Origin of the sequence: Lysobacter capsici (genome assembly GCF_018732085.1) — a bacterium.
In the GTDB taxonomy this organism is placed as follows: domain Bacteria; phylum Pseudomonadota; class Gammaproteobacteria; order Xanthomonadales; family Xanthomonadaceae; genus Lysobacter; species Lysobacter capsici_A.
In genome coordinates this window covers 3,733,033-3,748,334 of record NZ_CP076103.1, presented here as the reverse complement: position 1 = coordinate 3,748,334, position 15,302 = coordinate 3,733,033, and the positions used below count along the sequence as shown (strand labels likewise).

General features: G+C 68.2%; 15 protein-coding genes. 14 read left to right on the top strand and 1 reads right to left on the bottom strand.

The genetic code is table 11. The annotated features are described in order from the left end of the window. Positions 1–127: 127 nt before the first annotated feature. Complete coding sequence (locus KME82_RS15550) at positions 128–676, top strand: prolyl hydroxylase family protein (RefSeq protein WP_215494867.1); 549 nt, start codon at positions 128–130, stop codon at positions 674–676. 221 nt (positions 677–897) lie between these two features. On the opposite strand, the gene KME82_RS15545 is transcribed toward KME82_RS15550, so the two are convergent. Next, positions 898–2,739, bottom strand: coding sequence for a sensor domain-containing diguanylate cyclase (locus KME82_RS15545; RefSeq protein ID WP_215494866.1), 1,842 nt, complete (start codon positions 2,737–2,739; stop codon positions 898–900). Positions 2,740–3,069: 330 nt separating this feature from the next. On the opposite strand from KME82_RS15545, the gene KME82_RS15540 reads away from it, so the two are divergent. The 13 genes from KME82_RS15540 to KME82_RS15480 all read left to right on the top strand — a co-directional run bounded on the left by KME82_RS15540 (position 3,070) and on the right by KME82_RS15480 (position 15,139). Then, on the top strand, positions 3,070–3,381 hold the full coding sequence (locus tag KME82_RS15540) for a YerC/YecD family TrpR-related protein (RefSeq protein ID WP_215494865.1): 312 nt from the start codon (positions 3,070–3,072) through the stop codon (positions 3,379–3,381). A gap of 110 nt (positions 3,382–3,491) precedes the next feature. After that, on the top strand, positions 3,492–4,406 hold the full coding sequence (hisG, locus tag KME82_RS15535) for an ATP phosphoribosyltransferase (protein ID WP_215494864.1): 915 nt from the start codon (positions 3,492–3,494) through the stop codon (positions 4,404–4,406). Positions 4,407–4,414: 8 nt separating this feature from the next. Further along, positions 4,415–5,752, top strand: coding sequence for a histidinol dehydrogenase (hisD, locus tag KME82_RS15530; RefSeq protein WP_215499092.1), 1,338 nt, complete (start codon positions 4,415–4,417; stop codon positions 5,750–5,752). Positions 5,753–5,823: 71 nt separating this feature from the next. Then, positions 5,824–6,924, top strand: coding sequence for a histidinol-phosphate transaminase (gene hisC, locus KME82_RS15525; RefSeq protein ID WP_215494863.1), 1,101 nt, complete (start codon positions 5,824–5,826; stop codon positions 6,922–6,924). Continuing rightward, positions 6,921–8,186: a histidinol-phosphatase gene (gene hisB / locus KME82_RS15520; RefSeq protein ID WP_215494862.1), complete on the top strand. Its 1,266-nt coding sequence runs from the start codon at positions 6,921–6,923 to the stop codon at positions 8,184–8,186. Before hisC ends, hisB begins: the two co-directional genes overlap by 4 nt. Then, on the top strand, positions 8,186–8,797 hold the full coding sequence (hisH, locus tag KME82_RS15515; RefSeq protein ID WP_215494861.1) for an imidazole glycerol phosphate synthase subunit HisH: 612 nt from the start codon (positions 8,186–8,188) through the stop codon (positions 8,795–8,797). The genes hisB and hisH overlap by 1 nt, the downstream gene beginning before the upstream one ends. A gap of 2 nt (positions 8,798–8,799) precedes the next feature. Continuing rightward, positions 8,800–9,549 (top strand): 1-(5-phosphoribosyl)-5-[(5-phosphoribosylamino)methylideneamino]imidazole-4-carboxamide isomerase, encoded by a 750-nt coding sequence (gene hisA, locus KME82_RS15510; protein ID WP_046657022.1) that lies wholly within the window; start codon positions 8,800–8,802, stop codon positions 9,547–9,549. Then, a complete protein-coding gene (gene hisF / locus KME82_RS15505) occupies positions 9,543–10,358 on the top strand; it encodes an imidazole glycerol phosphate synthase subunit HisF (protein WP_215494860.1) in 816 nt (271 codons plus the stop codon). Before hisA ends, hisF begins: the two co-directional genes overlap by 7 nt. Then, positions 10,249–11,100 (top strand): bifunctional phosphoribosyl-AMP cyclohydrolase/phosphoribosyl-ATP diphosphatase HisIE, encoded by an 852-nt coding sequence (gene hisIE / locus KME82_RS15500; protein ID WP_215494859.1) that lies wholly within the window; start codon positions 10,249–10,251, stop codon positions 11,098–11,100. Before hisF ends, hisIE begins: the two co-directional genes overlap by 110 nt. Positions 11,101–11,629: 529 nt before the next feature. Then, the gene (locus KME82_RS15495) at positions 11,630–13,279 is read left to right on the top strand and encodes a calcineurin-like phosphoesterase C-terminal domain-containing protein (RefSeq protein ID WP_215494858.1); all 1,650 of its coding nucleotides are present in this window, start codon (positions 11,630–11,632) and stop codon (positions 13,277–13,279) included. Between the two features lie 101 nt (positions 13,280–13,380). Next, positions 13,381–13,962 carry a YdeI/OmpD-associated family protein gene (locus tag KME82_RS15490; protein WP_215494857.1) on the top strand — a complete coding sequence of 194 codons (582 nt, stop codon included), beginning with the start codon at positions 13,381–13,383 and terminating at the stop codon, positions 13,960–13,962. Positions 13,963–14,450: 488 nt separating this feature from the next. Then, positions 14,451–14,915, top strand: coding sequence for a type II 3-dehydroquinate dehydratase (locus tag KME82_RS15485; protein ID WP_215494856.1), 465 nt, complete (start codon positions 14,451–14,453; stop codon positions 14,913–14,915). A 14-nt stretch (positions 14,916–14,929) separates the two neighbouring features. Continuing rightward, positions 14,930–15,139, top strand: a complete 210-nt coding sequence (locus KME82_RS15480; RefSeq protein ID WP_096414913.1) for a hypothetical protein — start codon at positions 14,930–14,932, stop codon at positions 15,137–15,139. Positions 15,140–15,302 lie beyond the last annotated feature (163 nt).

Below are 15,302 nucleotides of genomic sequence, written 5' to 3'. Positions count from 1 at the left end.
CGCGCAGACCAAAGCCCCTCTCCCGCATGCGGGAGAGGGGTTGGGGTGAGGGCCGCCAAGCCCCGCCCGTGCCGATGGCGACGGTTTCCAATACGCTTGCGCTGTGTGCTTCCAGCCAACGACCGCCATGAACCTGATTGCCCATTCCGATCGCGCTTTCACTGTGCAGGCCATGCTGTCGCCGGCCGAATGCGAGGCCTTGGTGGCCCTGGCCGAACACCATGGCTTCGAATCCGCCGGCGTGCGCACCGCTGCCGGCGCGCAGAAGGCCATGCCGCATGTGCGCAACAACGAGCGGGTGGTGTTCGAATCGGTCGAGTGGGTCGATCGGTTGTGGCAGCGCCTGGCCCAGGTCGAGCTGCCGGAACTGGACGGCCAGGTCGCGGTCGGCCTGCCGCGCCTGCTGCGTTTCTACAAGTACTGGCCGGGCCAGCGTTTTCGCATGCACAAGGACGGCCCCTGGCTCGAAGACGGCCTTAGCAGCAAGCTGACCTTGCTTGTGTATCTCAACGACGGCTTCGTCGGCGGCGACACCGATTTCCGCCAGTTTCGGGTGACGCCGAAGACCGGCGATGCCTTGCTGTTCGTGCATGACACCTGGCACGAGGGTTCGGCGGTGGAGGAGGGGGTCAAGTACGCGTTGCGTTCGGATGTGATGTACGCGCCGCGGGCGTGATCCTCATCAACGCGACGGCTTAGTCCCGAGGTCTTTTGTGGGAGGGGCTTCAGCCCCGATGCTCTCTTCTCAGGTCGCGGTGACTGCTTGAACTTGCCGCAAGGACTCAGCGACCTGAGCGAAAAGCATCGGGGCTGAAGCCCCTCCCACAAAAGACCTCGGGCTTCGAAAGGGACTGGAAGGATCAAGGGAGCACAAAGCCGGAAGCTCAGAAACTCCTGCTAGGCGACCGCTCCGGTCGCCTGCGCCCCCCACACCCGCACGCAATCGCGCCCCTCGGCCTTGGCCAGATACAGCGCCTGGTCGGCGAACTGCAACGCCGCTTCCACACCCATGTCCGAATCGGGCGTGATTTCGTAGACGCCGATGCTCGCGGTGACCGGGATGTCGTGGCTGCGGCTGGGGCAGGGCTGCGAACTCAGCCGCGCGCGCAGTTCCTCGGCGACGCGCGCGCCGCTGCCCAGGTCGTGGTCGGGCAGCACGGCGACGAATTCCTCGCCGCCGAAACGCGCCAGCAACGCGTGCTGCGGAATCAGGCATTGCGCGATCAGCCCCGCCGCCCAGCGCAGGCATTCGTCGCCGACCAGGTGGCCGTGGTGATCGTTGATCTGCTTGAAGTGATCCAGGTCGATCATCATCAGCACCAACGGCCGGCTCTGCCGGCGCGAGCGATGCAGCAGCGCCTCGAACGCTTCGCGGAAATGGCTGCGGTTGTGCAGGCCGGTCAGGCCGTCGCGCTGCGCGGTCTCGCGCAGGCGCGCATGCACGTCCTCGAGTTGCGCCAGCGCGCTGCGCAGTTCGGTGGTGCGTTGCTCGACCTTGTGTTCGAGCTGATCCTTGGCCTCGCGCACCACCCGCTCGTTCTCGTTGCGCAGCGCCGCGTAGCGATAGCCCAGTGCGACCGAAAGCAGCAGCATTTCCAGGGCCGAACCGATCTGCACGCCGTATTCGGTGATGAAGATCTTCGGCAGCAGGTCGAACGCGATCGCCGCGAACATGCCGGTGCCCAGCAGGAACGCCGACCACGCGAGCAGGAACAGCCGCGCCGGTTTGTAGCCGCGGCGCAGCACGACGATGGTTTCCACCGCGATCCAGGCGATGCTCACGAACACCGCCGCCGAGGCGATCGGGGTGGCGATGCGGTACGGCACCTGGGTCGCGACGATGCCGAGCACGACGAAGAAGCCGATCATCGCCAGGCCGATCCGGTCGCCGAATCGCCATCGTTGCTGCAGGCCCAGGAAATTGCGCGCGAACTGCTGCATGCCGACCTGGGCCAGGCAGATCGACAGCGGCACCGAGTGGTCGGCCATCCACGGCGAGCGCGGCCACAGATATTCGAAGCCCAGGCCGTTGAGCGTCAGCAGCACCAGGCCGAACGCGCAGATATGGAACAGGTACCAGAAATAACTGGCATCGCGCAGAGTCAGCCACAGCACCAGGTTGTAGAAGAACAGCGCGAGCAGGATGCCGTAGTACAGGCCGATGCCGAGTTGGGCGTCGCGCGCCAGTTCGGTGAACGCGGTCGGGGTGTACAGGGTCAGCGGTACCTGCATCGAGCTTTCGCTGCGCACGCGCACGTAGATGTCGACCGGCTCGCCCTGCGGCAGGTCGATCCAGAAATTCGGGTGGCGGTAGCGGATCGCGCGCGCACTGAACGGCTGGCTGTCGCCGCCGACCTGATGGCTCGGCGCGCCGCCGTTGCGCGGCTGGGTGTAGACATCGAGCCGGTCGCTGAGCGCGAAGCCCTGCACCAGCAGCCAGCGCGGCACCTCGGCGCTGTGGTTGACGGTGGTGATGTGGAACCAGAACGCGCCGGGCTGGAAGCCGAACGAGCTGTTGCCGTTGGGCACCGGCTTGAATCCGCCCTGCGCCTGCAGCCGGCGGGCGGCGTCCAGGTCGAGCCGGCCGTCGCGGTCGTGGTAGTAGGCGGTGAACGGCGCCAGCGCGACCTCGCGGCTGGCGCCGTCCAGTTCCAGCGTGCTCTGCGCCGCGGCCGGCCAGGCGATTGCGCCCAGCGCCGCCAGCAGGATCAGCAGCAGCCACCGCCACCGGGCGCGCACGGTGGGGCGTGGCCGCGAGGAGGTGGCATCGGTCGGGCGCGCAGCGCGGCAAGGGTTCGTATTCATCTTCCGTGGCGATAGCGGACGCAGGCCATTGCGTCGCGGCGGGAGGGGGAGGGCGCTGGGGCGGGGCGTATGGCGAGAGGCATGCCTGACTTCTTAACGCAAATCCCGTCCCGGTGAGGCCGGCTTGACGACCGTTCGGCGGATCGTTAATGTATTAACGCGTTAGTACATTAACGCGTTCATTCAGCTTTCGCCCACCCGCACAGGTCCGGCCGACGCCCGGCCGACAACGATCACCACGTACAAAGGCACAGGTTTTCCACGATGAAGCGCCGCTCCACCGACACCGACCACAGCGAAGACGCGCTCGCCGACCTGGCCACCGCGCTCGCCGGCCTGCGCACGGCCGAGCAGGTCCGCGCCTTCCTCGAAGACCTGTGCACGCCGGCCGAGCTGGAAGCCATGAGCGACCGTTGGCGGGTCGTGCCCTTGCTCAGCGAGGGCGTGCCGTATCGCGAGATCCACGACCGCACCCAGGTCAGCGTGACCACGATCGGGCGGGTCGCGCGGGTGTTCGAACGCGGCGCCGGCGGCTACGCGGCGGCGCTGCACCGGCGCGCGGCGCGACATCGCTGATTCCGACAGCGTCGCTCCCTCCATCGCCGACCCCGATTCTCTCCGCGGATGCCGCGACCGGCCCACCGCACCGCCATCGCCCCGCACCGACTTCCTTTCGAGACTTTTCCATGAGCCCTCCCGCCAGCGCCGCCGCGCGTGACCGCTTGCGCATCGCGATCCAGAAATCCGGCCGTCTGGCCGAGCCGGCGCGCGCGCTGCTGGCCGCCTGCGGCCTGAGCTGGCGCGAAAGCCGCGACCGCCTGTTCTGCTACGGCGAAACCCTGCCGGTCGACCTGCTGCTGGTGCGCGACGACGACATCCCCGGTCTGATCGCCGACGGCGTCTGCGACCTGGGCGTGGTCGGCCGCAACGTATTGCTGGAGCAGGACGGCGATCGCCGCAGCCGCGGCCACGCCTCGGCGTTCCGCGAATGGCGTTCGCTCGGCTTCGGCGGTTGCCGGCTGGCGCTGGCGGTGCCCGACGCCTGGCAATGGGATGGCCCGCAGCAACTGGCCGGCAAGCGCATCGCCACCAGCTACCCGGCATTGCTGTCGCAATGGCTGGCTGAGCAGGGCGTGGATGCGCAGGTGGTGCTGCTGTCGGGTTCGGTCGAGATCGCGCCGCGGCTGGGCCAGGCCGAGGCGATCTGCGACCTGGTGTCGAGTGGCGCGACCCTGGTCGCCAATCAGCTCAAGCCGGTGCAGACCCTGATCGAAAGCGAAGCGGTGCTGGCCGGGCCGGTCGACAAGTTCGACGATGTGCGCGGCGAACTGGCCGACCTGCTGCTGCGCCGCCTCGACGGCGCGATGCGGGTGCGCAACAGCAAGCTGCTGATGTTCCAGGCCCCTCGCGCCTTGCTGGCCGAATTGCTGCCGATGCTGCCCGATGCCGAAGCGCCGACGGTGATGCGCTTGGACAACGGCGACGACATCGCCCTGCAGGCGCTGTGCCACGGCGCGGTGACCTGGCAGCGGCTGGAAGAACTCAAGCGCGCCGGCGCGCGCGGGCTGATGGTGCTGCCGGTGGAGGGCATGCTGGCATGAGCGGGTTGATGCAGCGCTACGACTGGAGCGCGCTGGACGAAGGCGAGCGCGAACGCATCCTGCGCCGGCCCGCGCAGGAGACCCGCGCGTCCACCGCCGACGCGGTCGCCGACATCCTCGCCACCGTGCGCCGCGACGGCGATGCCGCCTTGCGCGTCTACGCCGAACGTTTCGACGGCCGCGTGCCTGAGGCGTTCGCGGTCGGCATCGAAGAATTCGATGCGGCGCAGCGCGACCTCGCGCCCGCGTTGCGCGCGGCGATCGATGAAGCCGCCGAACGCATCGCCGCGTTTCATCGCGCCGGCATGACCCCGGCGTATGCGCTCGACACCGCCGACGGCGTGCGCTGCGAACGTATCCTGCGGCCGATCCAGCGGGTCGGCCTGTACGTGCCGGCCGGCTCGGCGCCGTTGCCGTCGACCGCGTTGATGCTCGGCGTGCCGGCGCAACTGGCCGGTTGTCGCGAAGTCATTCTGTGTACGCCGCCGCGCCGCGACGGCAGCGCCGATCCGGCGGTGCTGTATGCCGCGCGCCGCTGCGGCATCGAGCGCGTGTTCAAGCTCGGCGGCGCCCAGGCGATCGCGGCGATGGCCTTCGGCACCGAAAGCATCGGCAAGTGCGACAAATTGTTCGGGCCGGGCAACGCCTACGTCACCGAGGCCAAGCGCCAGGTCGCGCTGATCGAAGGCGGCGCGGCGATCGACATGCCGGCCGGGCCGTCGGAAGTGCTGGTGATCGCCGACCGCGGCGCGCGCGCCGATTTCGTCGCCGCCGATCTGTTGTCGCAGGCCGAGCACGGCGCGGATTCGCAGGTGATCCTGCTCAGCGACGACGACGCGCTGCTCGATGCGGTCGATCGCGAACTCGAACGCCAACTGACCGATCTGTCGCGCGCGCCGACCGCGCGCAGCGCCTTGCAGTCGTCGCGTTCGATCCGGGTCGATTCGATCGACCAAGCCCTGCAAGTCAGCAATCGCTACGCGCCCGAGCACCTGATTCTGGCCTTGCGCGATGCGCGCGCGGCCTTGCCGGCGGTGGACGCGGCCGGTTCGGTGTTCCTCGGCGACTGGGCGCCCGAAGCGCTGGGCGACTATTGCAGCGGCACCAATCATGTCCTGCCCACCAGCGGCGCGGCGCGCTATGCCGGCGGGCTCAACGTGGCGAGTTTCCAGATCGCGATCACCGTGCAGGAAGTGACGCCGCAGGGCTTGCAGGCGATCGGCCCGTGCGCAGTCGAACTGGCGAGCGCCGAAGGCCTGGACGCGCATCGCCAGGCGGTGCAGATCCGCCAGCGCGCGCTGGCCTCGCGCGCGTCCGTTCACGACGCGCAGTCGCACTGCGTGTGATCGTCGCGCCCCACCATTACGACCGCAACCCGAGCATCGTGCAGCAACCCGCAGGCAGGACGAGCAAGACCATGATCGACGACAACCCCATGCAACTGCTGCGCGAAGACTTGCGCGATTTCGCCGGTTACAGCTCGGCGCGCAGCGAAAAACGCGCCGGGCGGGTCTGGCTCAACGCCAACGAGGCCGCCTGGCCCAGCGTCGCCGACGGCGAGGGCGCGGTGCGCCGCTATCCCGATCCGCAGCCGCAGCGTCTGCGCGAAACCTTGGCCGAACTGTACGGTTGCGCGCCCGAGCAACTGCTGGCCGGACGCGGCAGCGACGAAGCGATCGATCTGCTGGTGCGCGCGTTCTGCCGCCCCGGCGGCGACGCGATCGTGATCACCCCGCCGACCTTCGGCATGTACGCGGTCAATGCGCGCCTGCACGGCACCCGCACGGTCGAGGTTGCCTTGCGCGATACGCCGGCCGGTTTCGTCTGCGATTTCGCCGCGGTCGCGCAGGCCGCCGAGGACGAAGGCGCCAAGCTGGTGTTCCTGTGTTCGCCGGGCAATCCCTCCGGCACGCTGTTGCCCTTGTCCGAGATCGACGCGCTGGCCGAACGCCTGCGCGGCCGCGCCCTGGTCGTGGTCGACGAAGCCTATATCGAGTACGCCGACGGCGAGTCGGCGACGGGCCTGCTCGCGCGCCGGCGCAATGTCGCGGTGCTGCGTACCTTGTCGAAAGCACATGCCTTGGCGGCGGCGCGGATCGGCAGCGTGATCGCCGACGCCGGCCTGATCGCGGTGCTGCAACGCTGCCAGGCGCCGTATCCGCTGCCGACCCCGTGCGTGCAACTGGCCTTGCGCGCCTTGGCCGACGTCCCGCGCAACACCACCAAGGCGCGGGTCACCACGGCGCGCAGCGAGCGCGAAAAACTGTTCGAAGCGCTGCGCGTGCTGCCGGGCCTGCGTCAGGTCTATCCGTCGCAGGCCAACTTCGTCCTGGCGCGTTTCGACGATGCGCAGGCCGCGTTCGACGGTCTGCTCGACGCCGGCGTGGTGGTGCGCGATTTCCGCGCCGCGCCGCGGTTGGGCGATGCGTTGCGCATCAGCCTGGGGACGCCGGAGCAGAACGCCGCGGTGGTCGAAGTATTGACCCGCCTGGCGCGCTTGCGCGGAGTCGCGGCATGAGCGCGCTCACGCCGATTCTGTTCGTCGATCGCGACGGCACCTTGATCGAGGAGCCGGCCGATTTCCAGATCGACAGCTTCGCCAAGCTGCGCTTCGTCCAAGGGGTGATCCCGGCGATGCTGAAGCTGCGCGATGCGGGCTATCAGTTCGTGATGGTCACCAACCAGGACGGCCTGGGCACCGACGCCTATCCGCGCTGGAGTTTCGACGGCCCGCACCAGTTGATGATGCAGGTGTTCGAAAGCCAGGGCATCGTGTTTCGCGAGGTGTTGATCGACACCAGTTTCCCGGCCGAAAACCTGCCTACGCGCAAGCCCGGCATCGGCCTGGCGCTGCCGTTGTTGAAGGATCGCAGTATCGATTGGGAACGCTCGGCGATGGTCGGCGATCGCGACACCGACAACGGCTTCGCCGCCAACCTGGGTATTCGCGCGTTCCAGTTGCGCACGCCGCAGTTCGGCGGCGAGTGGGATTGGGTCGGGATCGCGCATGCGTTGGCCGATCGGCCGCGCACTGCGCGCGTGCTGCGCAATACGCGCGAGACCCGGATCGAGGTCGTGGTCGATCTGGATCGTGCCAGCGAACCGCAGGTCCACACCGGCCTGGGCTTCTTCGATCACATGCTCGAACAGATCGGCAAGCACGGCGGTTTCGCCTTGCAGCTGCGCTGCGAAGGCGATCTGCATATCGACGAGCACCACACCATCGAGGACAGCGCGTTGGCGCTGGGGCAGGCCTTGCGCGAGGCGTTGGGCGACAAGCGCGGGATCGGGCGGTATGGGTTCGATCCGCGTGCGGTTTTTGATGATGGGGCGATAGAGGCGCGAGCCAAGAGCGAATCCCCCCTGGCCCCCCCTTTGCAAAGCGGGGAATCCGATCGGGTGGGTTCGTCTGCGCAGGACTCGTCTGCGGCAAATTCGATCGCGACAGATTCGATCTCGGCGGCGGCCGCGTCGGCGCACGAATTCGTGCTGCCGATGGACGAAACCCTCGCGCGCGCGGCGCTGGATTTCTCCGGGCGTCCTTATTTCGTGTTCAACGGCAGTTTCGCGCGCGAACGGGTCGGCGACTTCCCGACCGAGCTGGTGCCGCATTTCTTCCGCTCGCTGTGCGAAACCGCGGGCCTGAACCTGAACCTGAACGTGGAAGGTGATAACGATCACCACAAGATTGAGGCGTGCTTCAAATCGGTGGCGCGCGCGTTGCGTCAGGCCATCGCCCGTCAAGGCCGGGAACTGCCGAGTACCAAAGGAGTTTTGTGATGACGGTTGTAGCTGTCATCGATTCGGGTGGGGGGAACATCGGCTCGGTGCGTTATGCATTGGAGCGGCTGGGTGCGCGCTCGATTCTGAGCGTGGACCCCGCAACGATCGCCTCCGCCGATCGCGTGATCCTGCCGGGCGTGGGCGCCGCCGCCCCCGCGATGGCGCGATTGCACGCGCTGGGACTGGTCGATCCGATCCGCCGCTTGCAGCAGCCATTGCTCGGGATCTGCCTGGGCATGCAGTTGCTGTACGAATCCTCGGAAGAAGGCGAGGTCGAATGCCTCGGACTTCTGCCGGGCCGGATCACCCGACTGCAACCAGGTCCAGGAGTACGTGTGCCTCATATGGGATGGAATCTCCTTCAGAAGCATGAATCGCAGCCCGGCAGCGAGCCACTGCTGGCCGGCATCGGCGAGCGCGACCACGCCTACTTCGTCCACAGCTACGCCGCTCCGTTGACCGAACACACCCTGGCCAGCGCCGCGCATGGCACGCGCTTCACGGCCGTGGCCGGACGCGGACGCTGTTTCGGCGCCCAGTTCCACCCCGAGCGCTCGGCCGCCGTCGGCTCGCGCCTGCTCGCCAACTTCCTGGCGCTGGAGGCGTGAACATGGGCAACAGCACGCTGTACCCCGCGATCGACGTTCGCGACGGCCGGGTGGTGCGCCTGCACCAGGGCGACTACACCCAGGAAACCCGCTACGAGACCGAGCCCCTGGCGCTGGCCACGCGTTACGCCGAGGCCGGGGCCAAGTGGCTGCACCTGATCGACCTGGACGCCGCGCGCTACGGCGGCTACACCCTGGCGCCGCTGCTGCGCGCGATCACCACCTCCAGCTGGATGCGCGTGCAGACCGGCGGCGGGGTGCGCAGCGAGGCCGATGTCGAAGCGATCCTCGATGCCGGCGCCGACCGGGTCGTGGTCGGGTCGCTCGCGGTCAAGGACCCGGACCTGGTGATCGGCTGGCTCAAGCGCTTCGGCTCCGAACGCATCACCATCGCCCTGGACGTGCGCCAGACCGCCGACGGCGCCTGGGAACTGCCGGTCGCCGGCTGGACCGAGGACAGCGGCGTGCGCCTGGAAACCCTGCTCGAACGCTACGCCCAGGCCGGCCTGCGCCACCTGCTGTGTACCGACGTATCGCGCGACGGCACCATGACCGGGCCGAACCTCGATCTGTACCGGCACATCCATTCGATCGCTCCGGACGTGCAGTTGCAGGCGTCGGGCGGCATCCGCGACATCGCCGACATCGTCGCCGCCGACGGCGTGGGCTGCAGCGGCGCGGTGCTCGGCAAGGCGCTGATCGAAGGCCGTTTCCAATTGACCGATGCACTCAAACAGGTACGTCGATGTTGAATGCCGCAACCACCGATGATCATGGCGGCTCGTACCTGAGCCGCCGGATCGTGCCCTGCCTGGACGTGCGCGACGGCCGGGTGGTCAAGGGCGTGCGTTTTCGCGATCACGTCGACATGGGCGACATCGTCGAGCTGGCCTTGCGCTACCGCGACGACGGCGCCGACGAACTGGTGTTCTACGACATCACCGCCAGCCCGCAGGGCCGCAGCGTCGACCGCGGCTGGGTCGAGCGGGTCTCGCGCGCGATCGACATTCCGTTCTGCGTGGCCGGCGGCATCCGCTCGGTCGACGACGCGCGCGGCGTGCTCAACGCCGGCGCCGACAAGATTTCGATCAACACCCCGGCGCTGGAACGGCCCGAGCTGATCGGCGAAATCGCCGCCGAGTTCGGCGTGCAGTGCGTGGTGGTCGGCATCGACAGCCTGCGCGACCCCGACGGCGAATGGCGCGTGCGCCAGTACACCGGCGATCCTTCGCGCACGCAGGCCCTGGCCAAGCGCACTCTGGATTGGGTGATCGAGGCGCAACGGCTCGGCGCGGGCGAAATCGTGCTCAACTGCATGGGCAGCGACGGCGTGCGCAGCGGTTACGACATCGAGCAACTGCGCGCGGTGCGCGCGATCTGCGAGGTGCCGCTGGTGGCGTCCGGCGGCGCCGGCGCGATCGAGCATTTCGGCGCGGTGTTCCGCGAGGCCGATGTCGACGCGGCCTTGGCGGCGAGCGTGTTCCACTCCGGCAGCATCCGCATTCCGGTCCTCAAGGCAGCCTTGCGAGAACACGGTGTCACCGTCCGCGAACTCCACTGATCCGGCCGTCGCGACGGCGATCCCGGCGAGCGCGTCGTTGACGCCGCAGCAGATCGACGCCCTGGACTGGGACAAGCAGGACGGGCTGATCCCGGCCGTGGTCCAGGACGCGGCGTCGTTGCGCGTGCTAATGCTCGGCTACATGGACCGCGCCGCGCTGCGGGCCACTTTGGACAGCGGCCACGTCACCTTCTACAGCCGCAGCAAGCAGCGGCTGTGGACCAAGGGCGAAACCTCGGGGAATTTCTTGGACCTGGTATCGATCGAAACCGACTGCGACCGCGACACCCTGCTGGTGAGCGCGCAGCCGCACGGCCCGACCTGTCACCTCGGCCGCGACAGCTGCTTTCCCAATGCGCCCGACGTGTCTGACGCCTCTGCGGTGGCTGGCGTGTCTGGAGTGTCTGGAGTGCCGGGTGCATCCGATGATGCACTGGCATTCCTGGGCGAACTCGACGCACTCATCGCCACGCGCGAACGCGAGCGGCCGCAGGGCAGCTACACCACGGCGCTGTTCGACAAGGGCCTGCGCTCGATCGCGCAGAAAGTCGGCGAAGAAGGCGTGGAAACCGCGCTGGCCGCGGTCGCCCAGGACGATGCGGCCCTGTGCGGCGAAGCCGCCGACCTGCTGTTCCACCTGCAAGTCCTGCTGCGCGCGCGCGGCCTGTCGCTGGGCGATGCGGTCGCGGTGTTGCGCGAACGTCACGGCAAGCCGCATCGGGGATCGCAGCCGGCGGGTTGATCGCTGCGTCGGCGCCACGCCGTCGCCAGCTCCATGGGCAAACTGTAGGAGCGGCGCGAGCCGCGACCGCGAAACCGCGGCCACGACGCAACTCCCTTCCGGGTGAGCCATGGTTTCGCCGTAGCTGTCACGGCGCGGTCGCGACTTGCGGCGCTCCTACAGTCGGAAGTGCCAGATCGCAACGACGGGTAGGTCGCCCCCTGTAGGAGCGGCGCAAGCCGCGACCGCGAAACCACGACTACAGCGCAACTCCCATCCGCGCGGAACAAGGTTTCGCCGTAACCGTCATGGCGCGGTCGCGACTCGCGTCGCTCCTACAGTCTGAAACGCCAGATCGCGATGGCAATGGGTCGCCCCCTGTAGGAGCGGCGCAAGCCGCGACCGCGAAACCACAGCCACGACGCAACCCCATCCACGCCCTAGCCCACCACCGCCCGCGACCACCATCGCCAGGCCCACCAAGCGCCACCTCTGCCACACGCGATATGCACAGCCACCGCATAATGGCCCCCGACCCACGGAGCCCCACATGCGCCCATTCGCATCCGCCGCCTTGCTGCTGACCCTGATCGCCCCGGCCGTCGCGGCCCAGGCCGCCGCGCCGCCGTGCGAGGGCAGGGTGTTCGAGGACCGCAACGGCAACGGCCGCTACGATGCCGGCGAGCCGGGCCTGGCGAACCAGCGCGTGTCCGACGGCGAACGCATCGTCACGACCGACGCGCAGGGCCGCTACCAACTGCCCGCGGCCGACAAATCCAGCCAGTTCCTGATCAAGCCGGCCGGGTACACGACGCCGTCGCGGACCGACAGCGGCCTGCCGGATTACTGGCTCAACGTGCGCACCGCCGAGGGCCTAGCGCGCGATACCGCGAAGCTGAAATACGGCGGGATGCCCGAAGGTTCGCAGGCCTGTCGCGACTACCCGCTGGCGATCGAGCGCAAACCCCGTAATGCCGACCTCGACGTGCTGGTATTCGCCGATCCGCAGACCAAGAGCGCGGTGGATGTCGAATACTACCGCCGCGACATCGTCGATCCCCTGCGCGCGGCAAGCCGCGGCAAACACATCGCCGACCTCGGCCTGAGCCTGGGCGACATCACCCATGACGATCTGTCGCTGTATCCGAAGCTCAACGAAGTGACCGCGCGCCTGGGCGTGCCGTGGCTGCACGCGCCGGGCAATCACGACCTGGATTTCGACGCCACGGTCGACCAGGACTCGCTGCTGAGCTTCCGCCACGTCTACGGCCCCGACACCTTCGCCTGGGAAGAGCCGCAGGCGAATTTCGTGGTGTTCGACGATGTGGTCTACCAGCCCGGCAGCAAGCCCGATTACATCGGCGGTCTGCGCGCCGATCAGTTCGCATTTCTCGAGCGCTACCTGGCCGGCGCCGACAAGCGGCGGCTGCTGGTGCTGGCGATGCACATCCCGCTGTTCGATGCCGCGCCGGGGCGCGAAACCTTCCGCCACGCCGATCGCGATCGTCTGTTCGCGCTGCTGCGCGAATTCCCGCACGTGCTGGTGCTCAGCGGCCACAGCCATGCGCAGCGCCACGTCTATCACGACGCCGCCGTCGGCTGGCACGGCGCTACGCCGCTGCATGAGTACAACGTCGGCGCGGCCTGCGGCGCGTTCTGGTCCGGGGTCAAGGACGCGCAGGGCCTGCCCGACAGCACCATGAGCGACGGCACGCCGAACGGCTACGCGCGCCTGTTGGTGCGGGCGAATGCCGAGTACGCATTGAGCTGGCATCCGGCGCCGGGCGCGGGCAAGGCGCTGGCGTCCAACGCGATCGCCAACCAGTACCTGCGCCTGTACGCGCCGAAGACCTTGCGCCGCGGTTCGTATCCGATCCGCGGCATCTACGCCAACGTCTACATGGGCGAGGACGGCAGCCGGGTCGAGTACCGTCTCGACGACGGCGAGTGGAAACCGATGAAGCGCGTCGAACAGCCCGACCCGGCGCTGCTGGCCGAGAACGCGCGCGACGATGAAGCTGAGCGGCTGCGCGGCTACGATCGCGCCGCGATCGCCACGCCGACCCCGCATCTGTGGAACGCACCGCTGCCGACCGATGCCGCCGCCGGCGAGCATGCGATCGAGGTGCGGGTGTTCGATCGCTGGCAGGGCGAGCAGCGCCTGCGCACGTCGTACCGTCTGCTGGAGGCCGCGCCGTGAGCGCGGCGCGCAAGCGGGCGGTGAGTGCGGCACCCGACGGCAACCCAGGCGCAACGCACAAGAGCCGCGCGAGTGCGGCGTCCAAGAGTAAGGAGACTGCGGTGAGTGCGGCCGCGGACGAGCTGCCGGTGATCGTGTTCGAAGACGCCGCCGCGTTCGAACACTGGATACTCGCGCATCCCGAGGCCAAGGGCGTGTGGGCGAAGATCGCCAAGAAAGGCCAGGCCGTCGCGAGCATGAGCAACGATCAGGCGATCGAGGTGGCCTTGTGCATGGGCTGGATCGACGGCCAGCGCCGGGGTTTCGACGACTGCTTTTTCCTGCAGCGCTACACCCCGCGCCGGAAGAAGGGGTTGTGGTCGAAGATCAACATCGGCAAGGTCGAACGCCTGACCGCCGAAGGCCGCATGCACGAAGGCGGCCTGCGCGAAGTCGCCACGGCTAAGGCCGACGGCCGCTGGGACGCAGCTTACGACCCGGCTTCGACCGCCGAAGTACCCGACGACCTCGCCGCGGCTTTGACCGCGCAGCCCAAGGCGCGCGCGTTCTTCGAACAGATCGACCGCACCAACCGCTACGCCGTGCTGTGGCGGGTAATGACCGCGAAAACGGCCAAGACGCGTGCGAGCCGGATCGAGAAGGTGGTGGCGATGCTGGCGCGCGGGGAAAAGATTCACGGTTGATCGGCTGGTAGAGCGATAGCTTCGCGCTTGTTCCGGAACCACCGCGCGATCCGGTGGCCCTCACCCGCGCCTTCGGCGCGACCTCTCCCGCGAGCGGGAGAGGTGTTCGAATGTTCCCGAGCATCGAGGTTTGTTGCGGGAGGGGCTTCAGCCCCGACGCTTTCGCCTCGGATTGCGATTGAGCTTGGGTGTTCATGCGCGTGCTTGCGCGGCGGGCTGAGAGAAAAGCATCGGGGCTGAAGCTCCTCCCGCACAGGCCTGGATGACAAAGCCAATCCAAACACCTCTCCCGCTCGCGGGAGAGGTCGCGCCGAAGGCGCGGGTGAGGGCGGCCGATCGCGACTCTTGGCCACGACCATACGGACTCCCGCCGCCAGGAATTGACGCAGGCTTTACGCCGCCCGCTGCCGCGCGAATAGCGCCTTTACGCCCCCGATTCCTACAGTGGCTTCCAGGCGCACCGCTCCGAGTGCGCAGTGAGTCCCGACGTGTCGATCCTGATTGTGCGCGGCCCCAATGTCCAAGCCGGTACCGATGCCGCTGTCGATTCGATGGTGCCCCCGCTGTCCGGCGAAGTGCGCGCCGCGCTGGTCGAGCGCGCCGCCAGCGCCGGCAAGGCGATCTGCATGCGCAGCTGCCGCAACGAAAACGAACTGGTCGAATGCCTGCGCGGCATGCGCGCGGCCAACACCGAACTGCTGTTGCTCGATCCGGGCGATTGCCTGCCGGTAAGCGACAACCTGCGCGGCGCCCTGGCGCAGTTGCCGGTGCCGTACATCGAGGTCCACGACGACGACATGAGCGCGCCGGAACCGTCGATCGCGCCGCACTGCGGCCAGCGCCTGCGCCGCGTGCATGGGTATTGCGCGCAAAGCTACACCCTGGCCCTGGCGATCGCGCTGGAACACCTGGGCTGCGCCGACAGCGGCAACGACGTCCACGTCGGCACCTGAGCCGCGGCCGCAGCATGAGCGCGCATTACTTTTATTTTGCCGACTACGAAATCCTGGTCGGCGGCCGATTCATCGTGTGGGGACAGACCACGCTCGACTACGCGCCGGCTCAGGCCGGCGCGTTCGATCCGGCCGAACTGTTGAACCTGATCCGCCAGCGCGCCGCGAACGAGCACGGGGTGGAGCGTGACGAGGTGCGGGTGCGGAATTTGAGTCGGTTGTAGCCTTGGGTGTCGCTCGCGCGATGCGTGTGGGTCGATTTGCCTGTGTAATGGTTCGCAGTAGCTGAAAGTGCGCGGTCGCGGCTCGCGCCGCTCCTACAGGTAGCCCATGTAGGAGCGGCGCGAGCCGCGACCGCGAAATCTCAAATGCCGGCGGCCGTGTCGA

Excerpts from the sequence above, each read along its gene's own strand:
- KME82_RS15550 (WP_215494867.1), top strand. The coding sequence starts at position 128 with ATGAACCTGATTGCCCATTCCGATCGCGCTTTCACTGTGCAGGCCATG.
- KME82_RS15540 (WP_215494865.1), top strand. The coding sequence starts at position 3,070 with ATGAAGCGCCGCTCCACCGACACCGACCACAGCGAAGACGCGCTCGCC.
- hisG (WP_215494864.1), top strand. The coding sequence starts at position 3,492 with ATGAGCCCTCCCGCCAGCGCCGCCGCGCGTGACCGCTTGCGCATCGCG.
- hisD (WP_215499092.1), top strand. The coding sequence starts at position 4,415 with ATGCAGCGCTACGACTGGAGCGCGCTGGACGAAGGCGAGCGCGAACGC.
- hisC (WP_215494863.1), top strand. The coding sequence starts at position 5,824 with ATGATCGACGACAACCCCATGCAACTGCTGCGCGAAGACTTGCGCGAT.
- hisB (WP_215494862.1), top strand. The coding sequence starts at position 6,921 with ATGAGCGCGCTCACGCCGATTCTGTTCGTCGATCGCGACGGCACCTTG.
- hisH (WP_215494861.1), top strand. The coding sequence starts at position 8,186 with ATGACGGTTGTAGCTGTCATCGATTCGGGTGGGGGGAACATCGGCTCG.
- hisA (WP_046657022.1), top strand. The coding sequence starts at position 8,800 with ATGGGCAACAGCACGCTGTACCCCGCGATCGACGTTCGCGACGGCCGG.
- hisF (WP_215494860.1), top strand. The coding sequence starts at position 9,543 with ATGTTGAATGCCGCAACCACCGATGATCATGGCGGCTCGTACCTGAGC.
- hisIE (WP_215494859.1), top strand. The coding sequence starts at position 10,249 with ATGTCGACGCGGCCTTGGCGGCGAGCGTGTTCCACTCCGGCAGCATCC.
- KME82_RS15495 (WP_215494858.1), top strand. The coding sequence starts at position 11,630 with ATGCGCCCATTCGCATCCGCCGCCTTGCTGCTGACCCTGATCGCCCCG.
- KME82_RS15480 (WP_096414913.1), top strand. The coding sequence starts at position 14,930 with ATGAGCGCGCATTACTTTTATTTTGCCGACTACGAAATCCTGGTCGGC.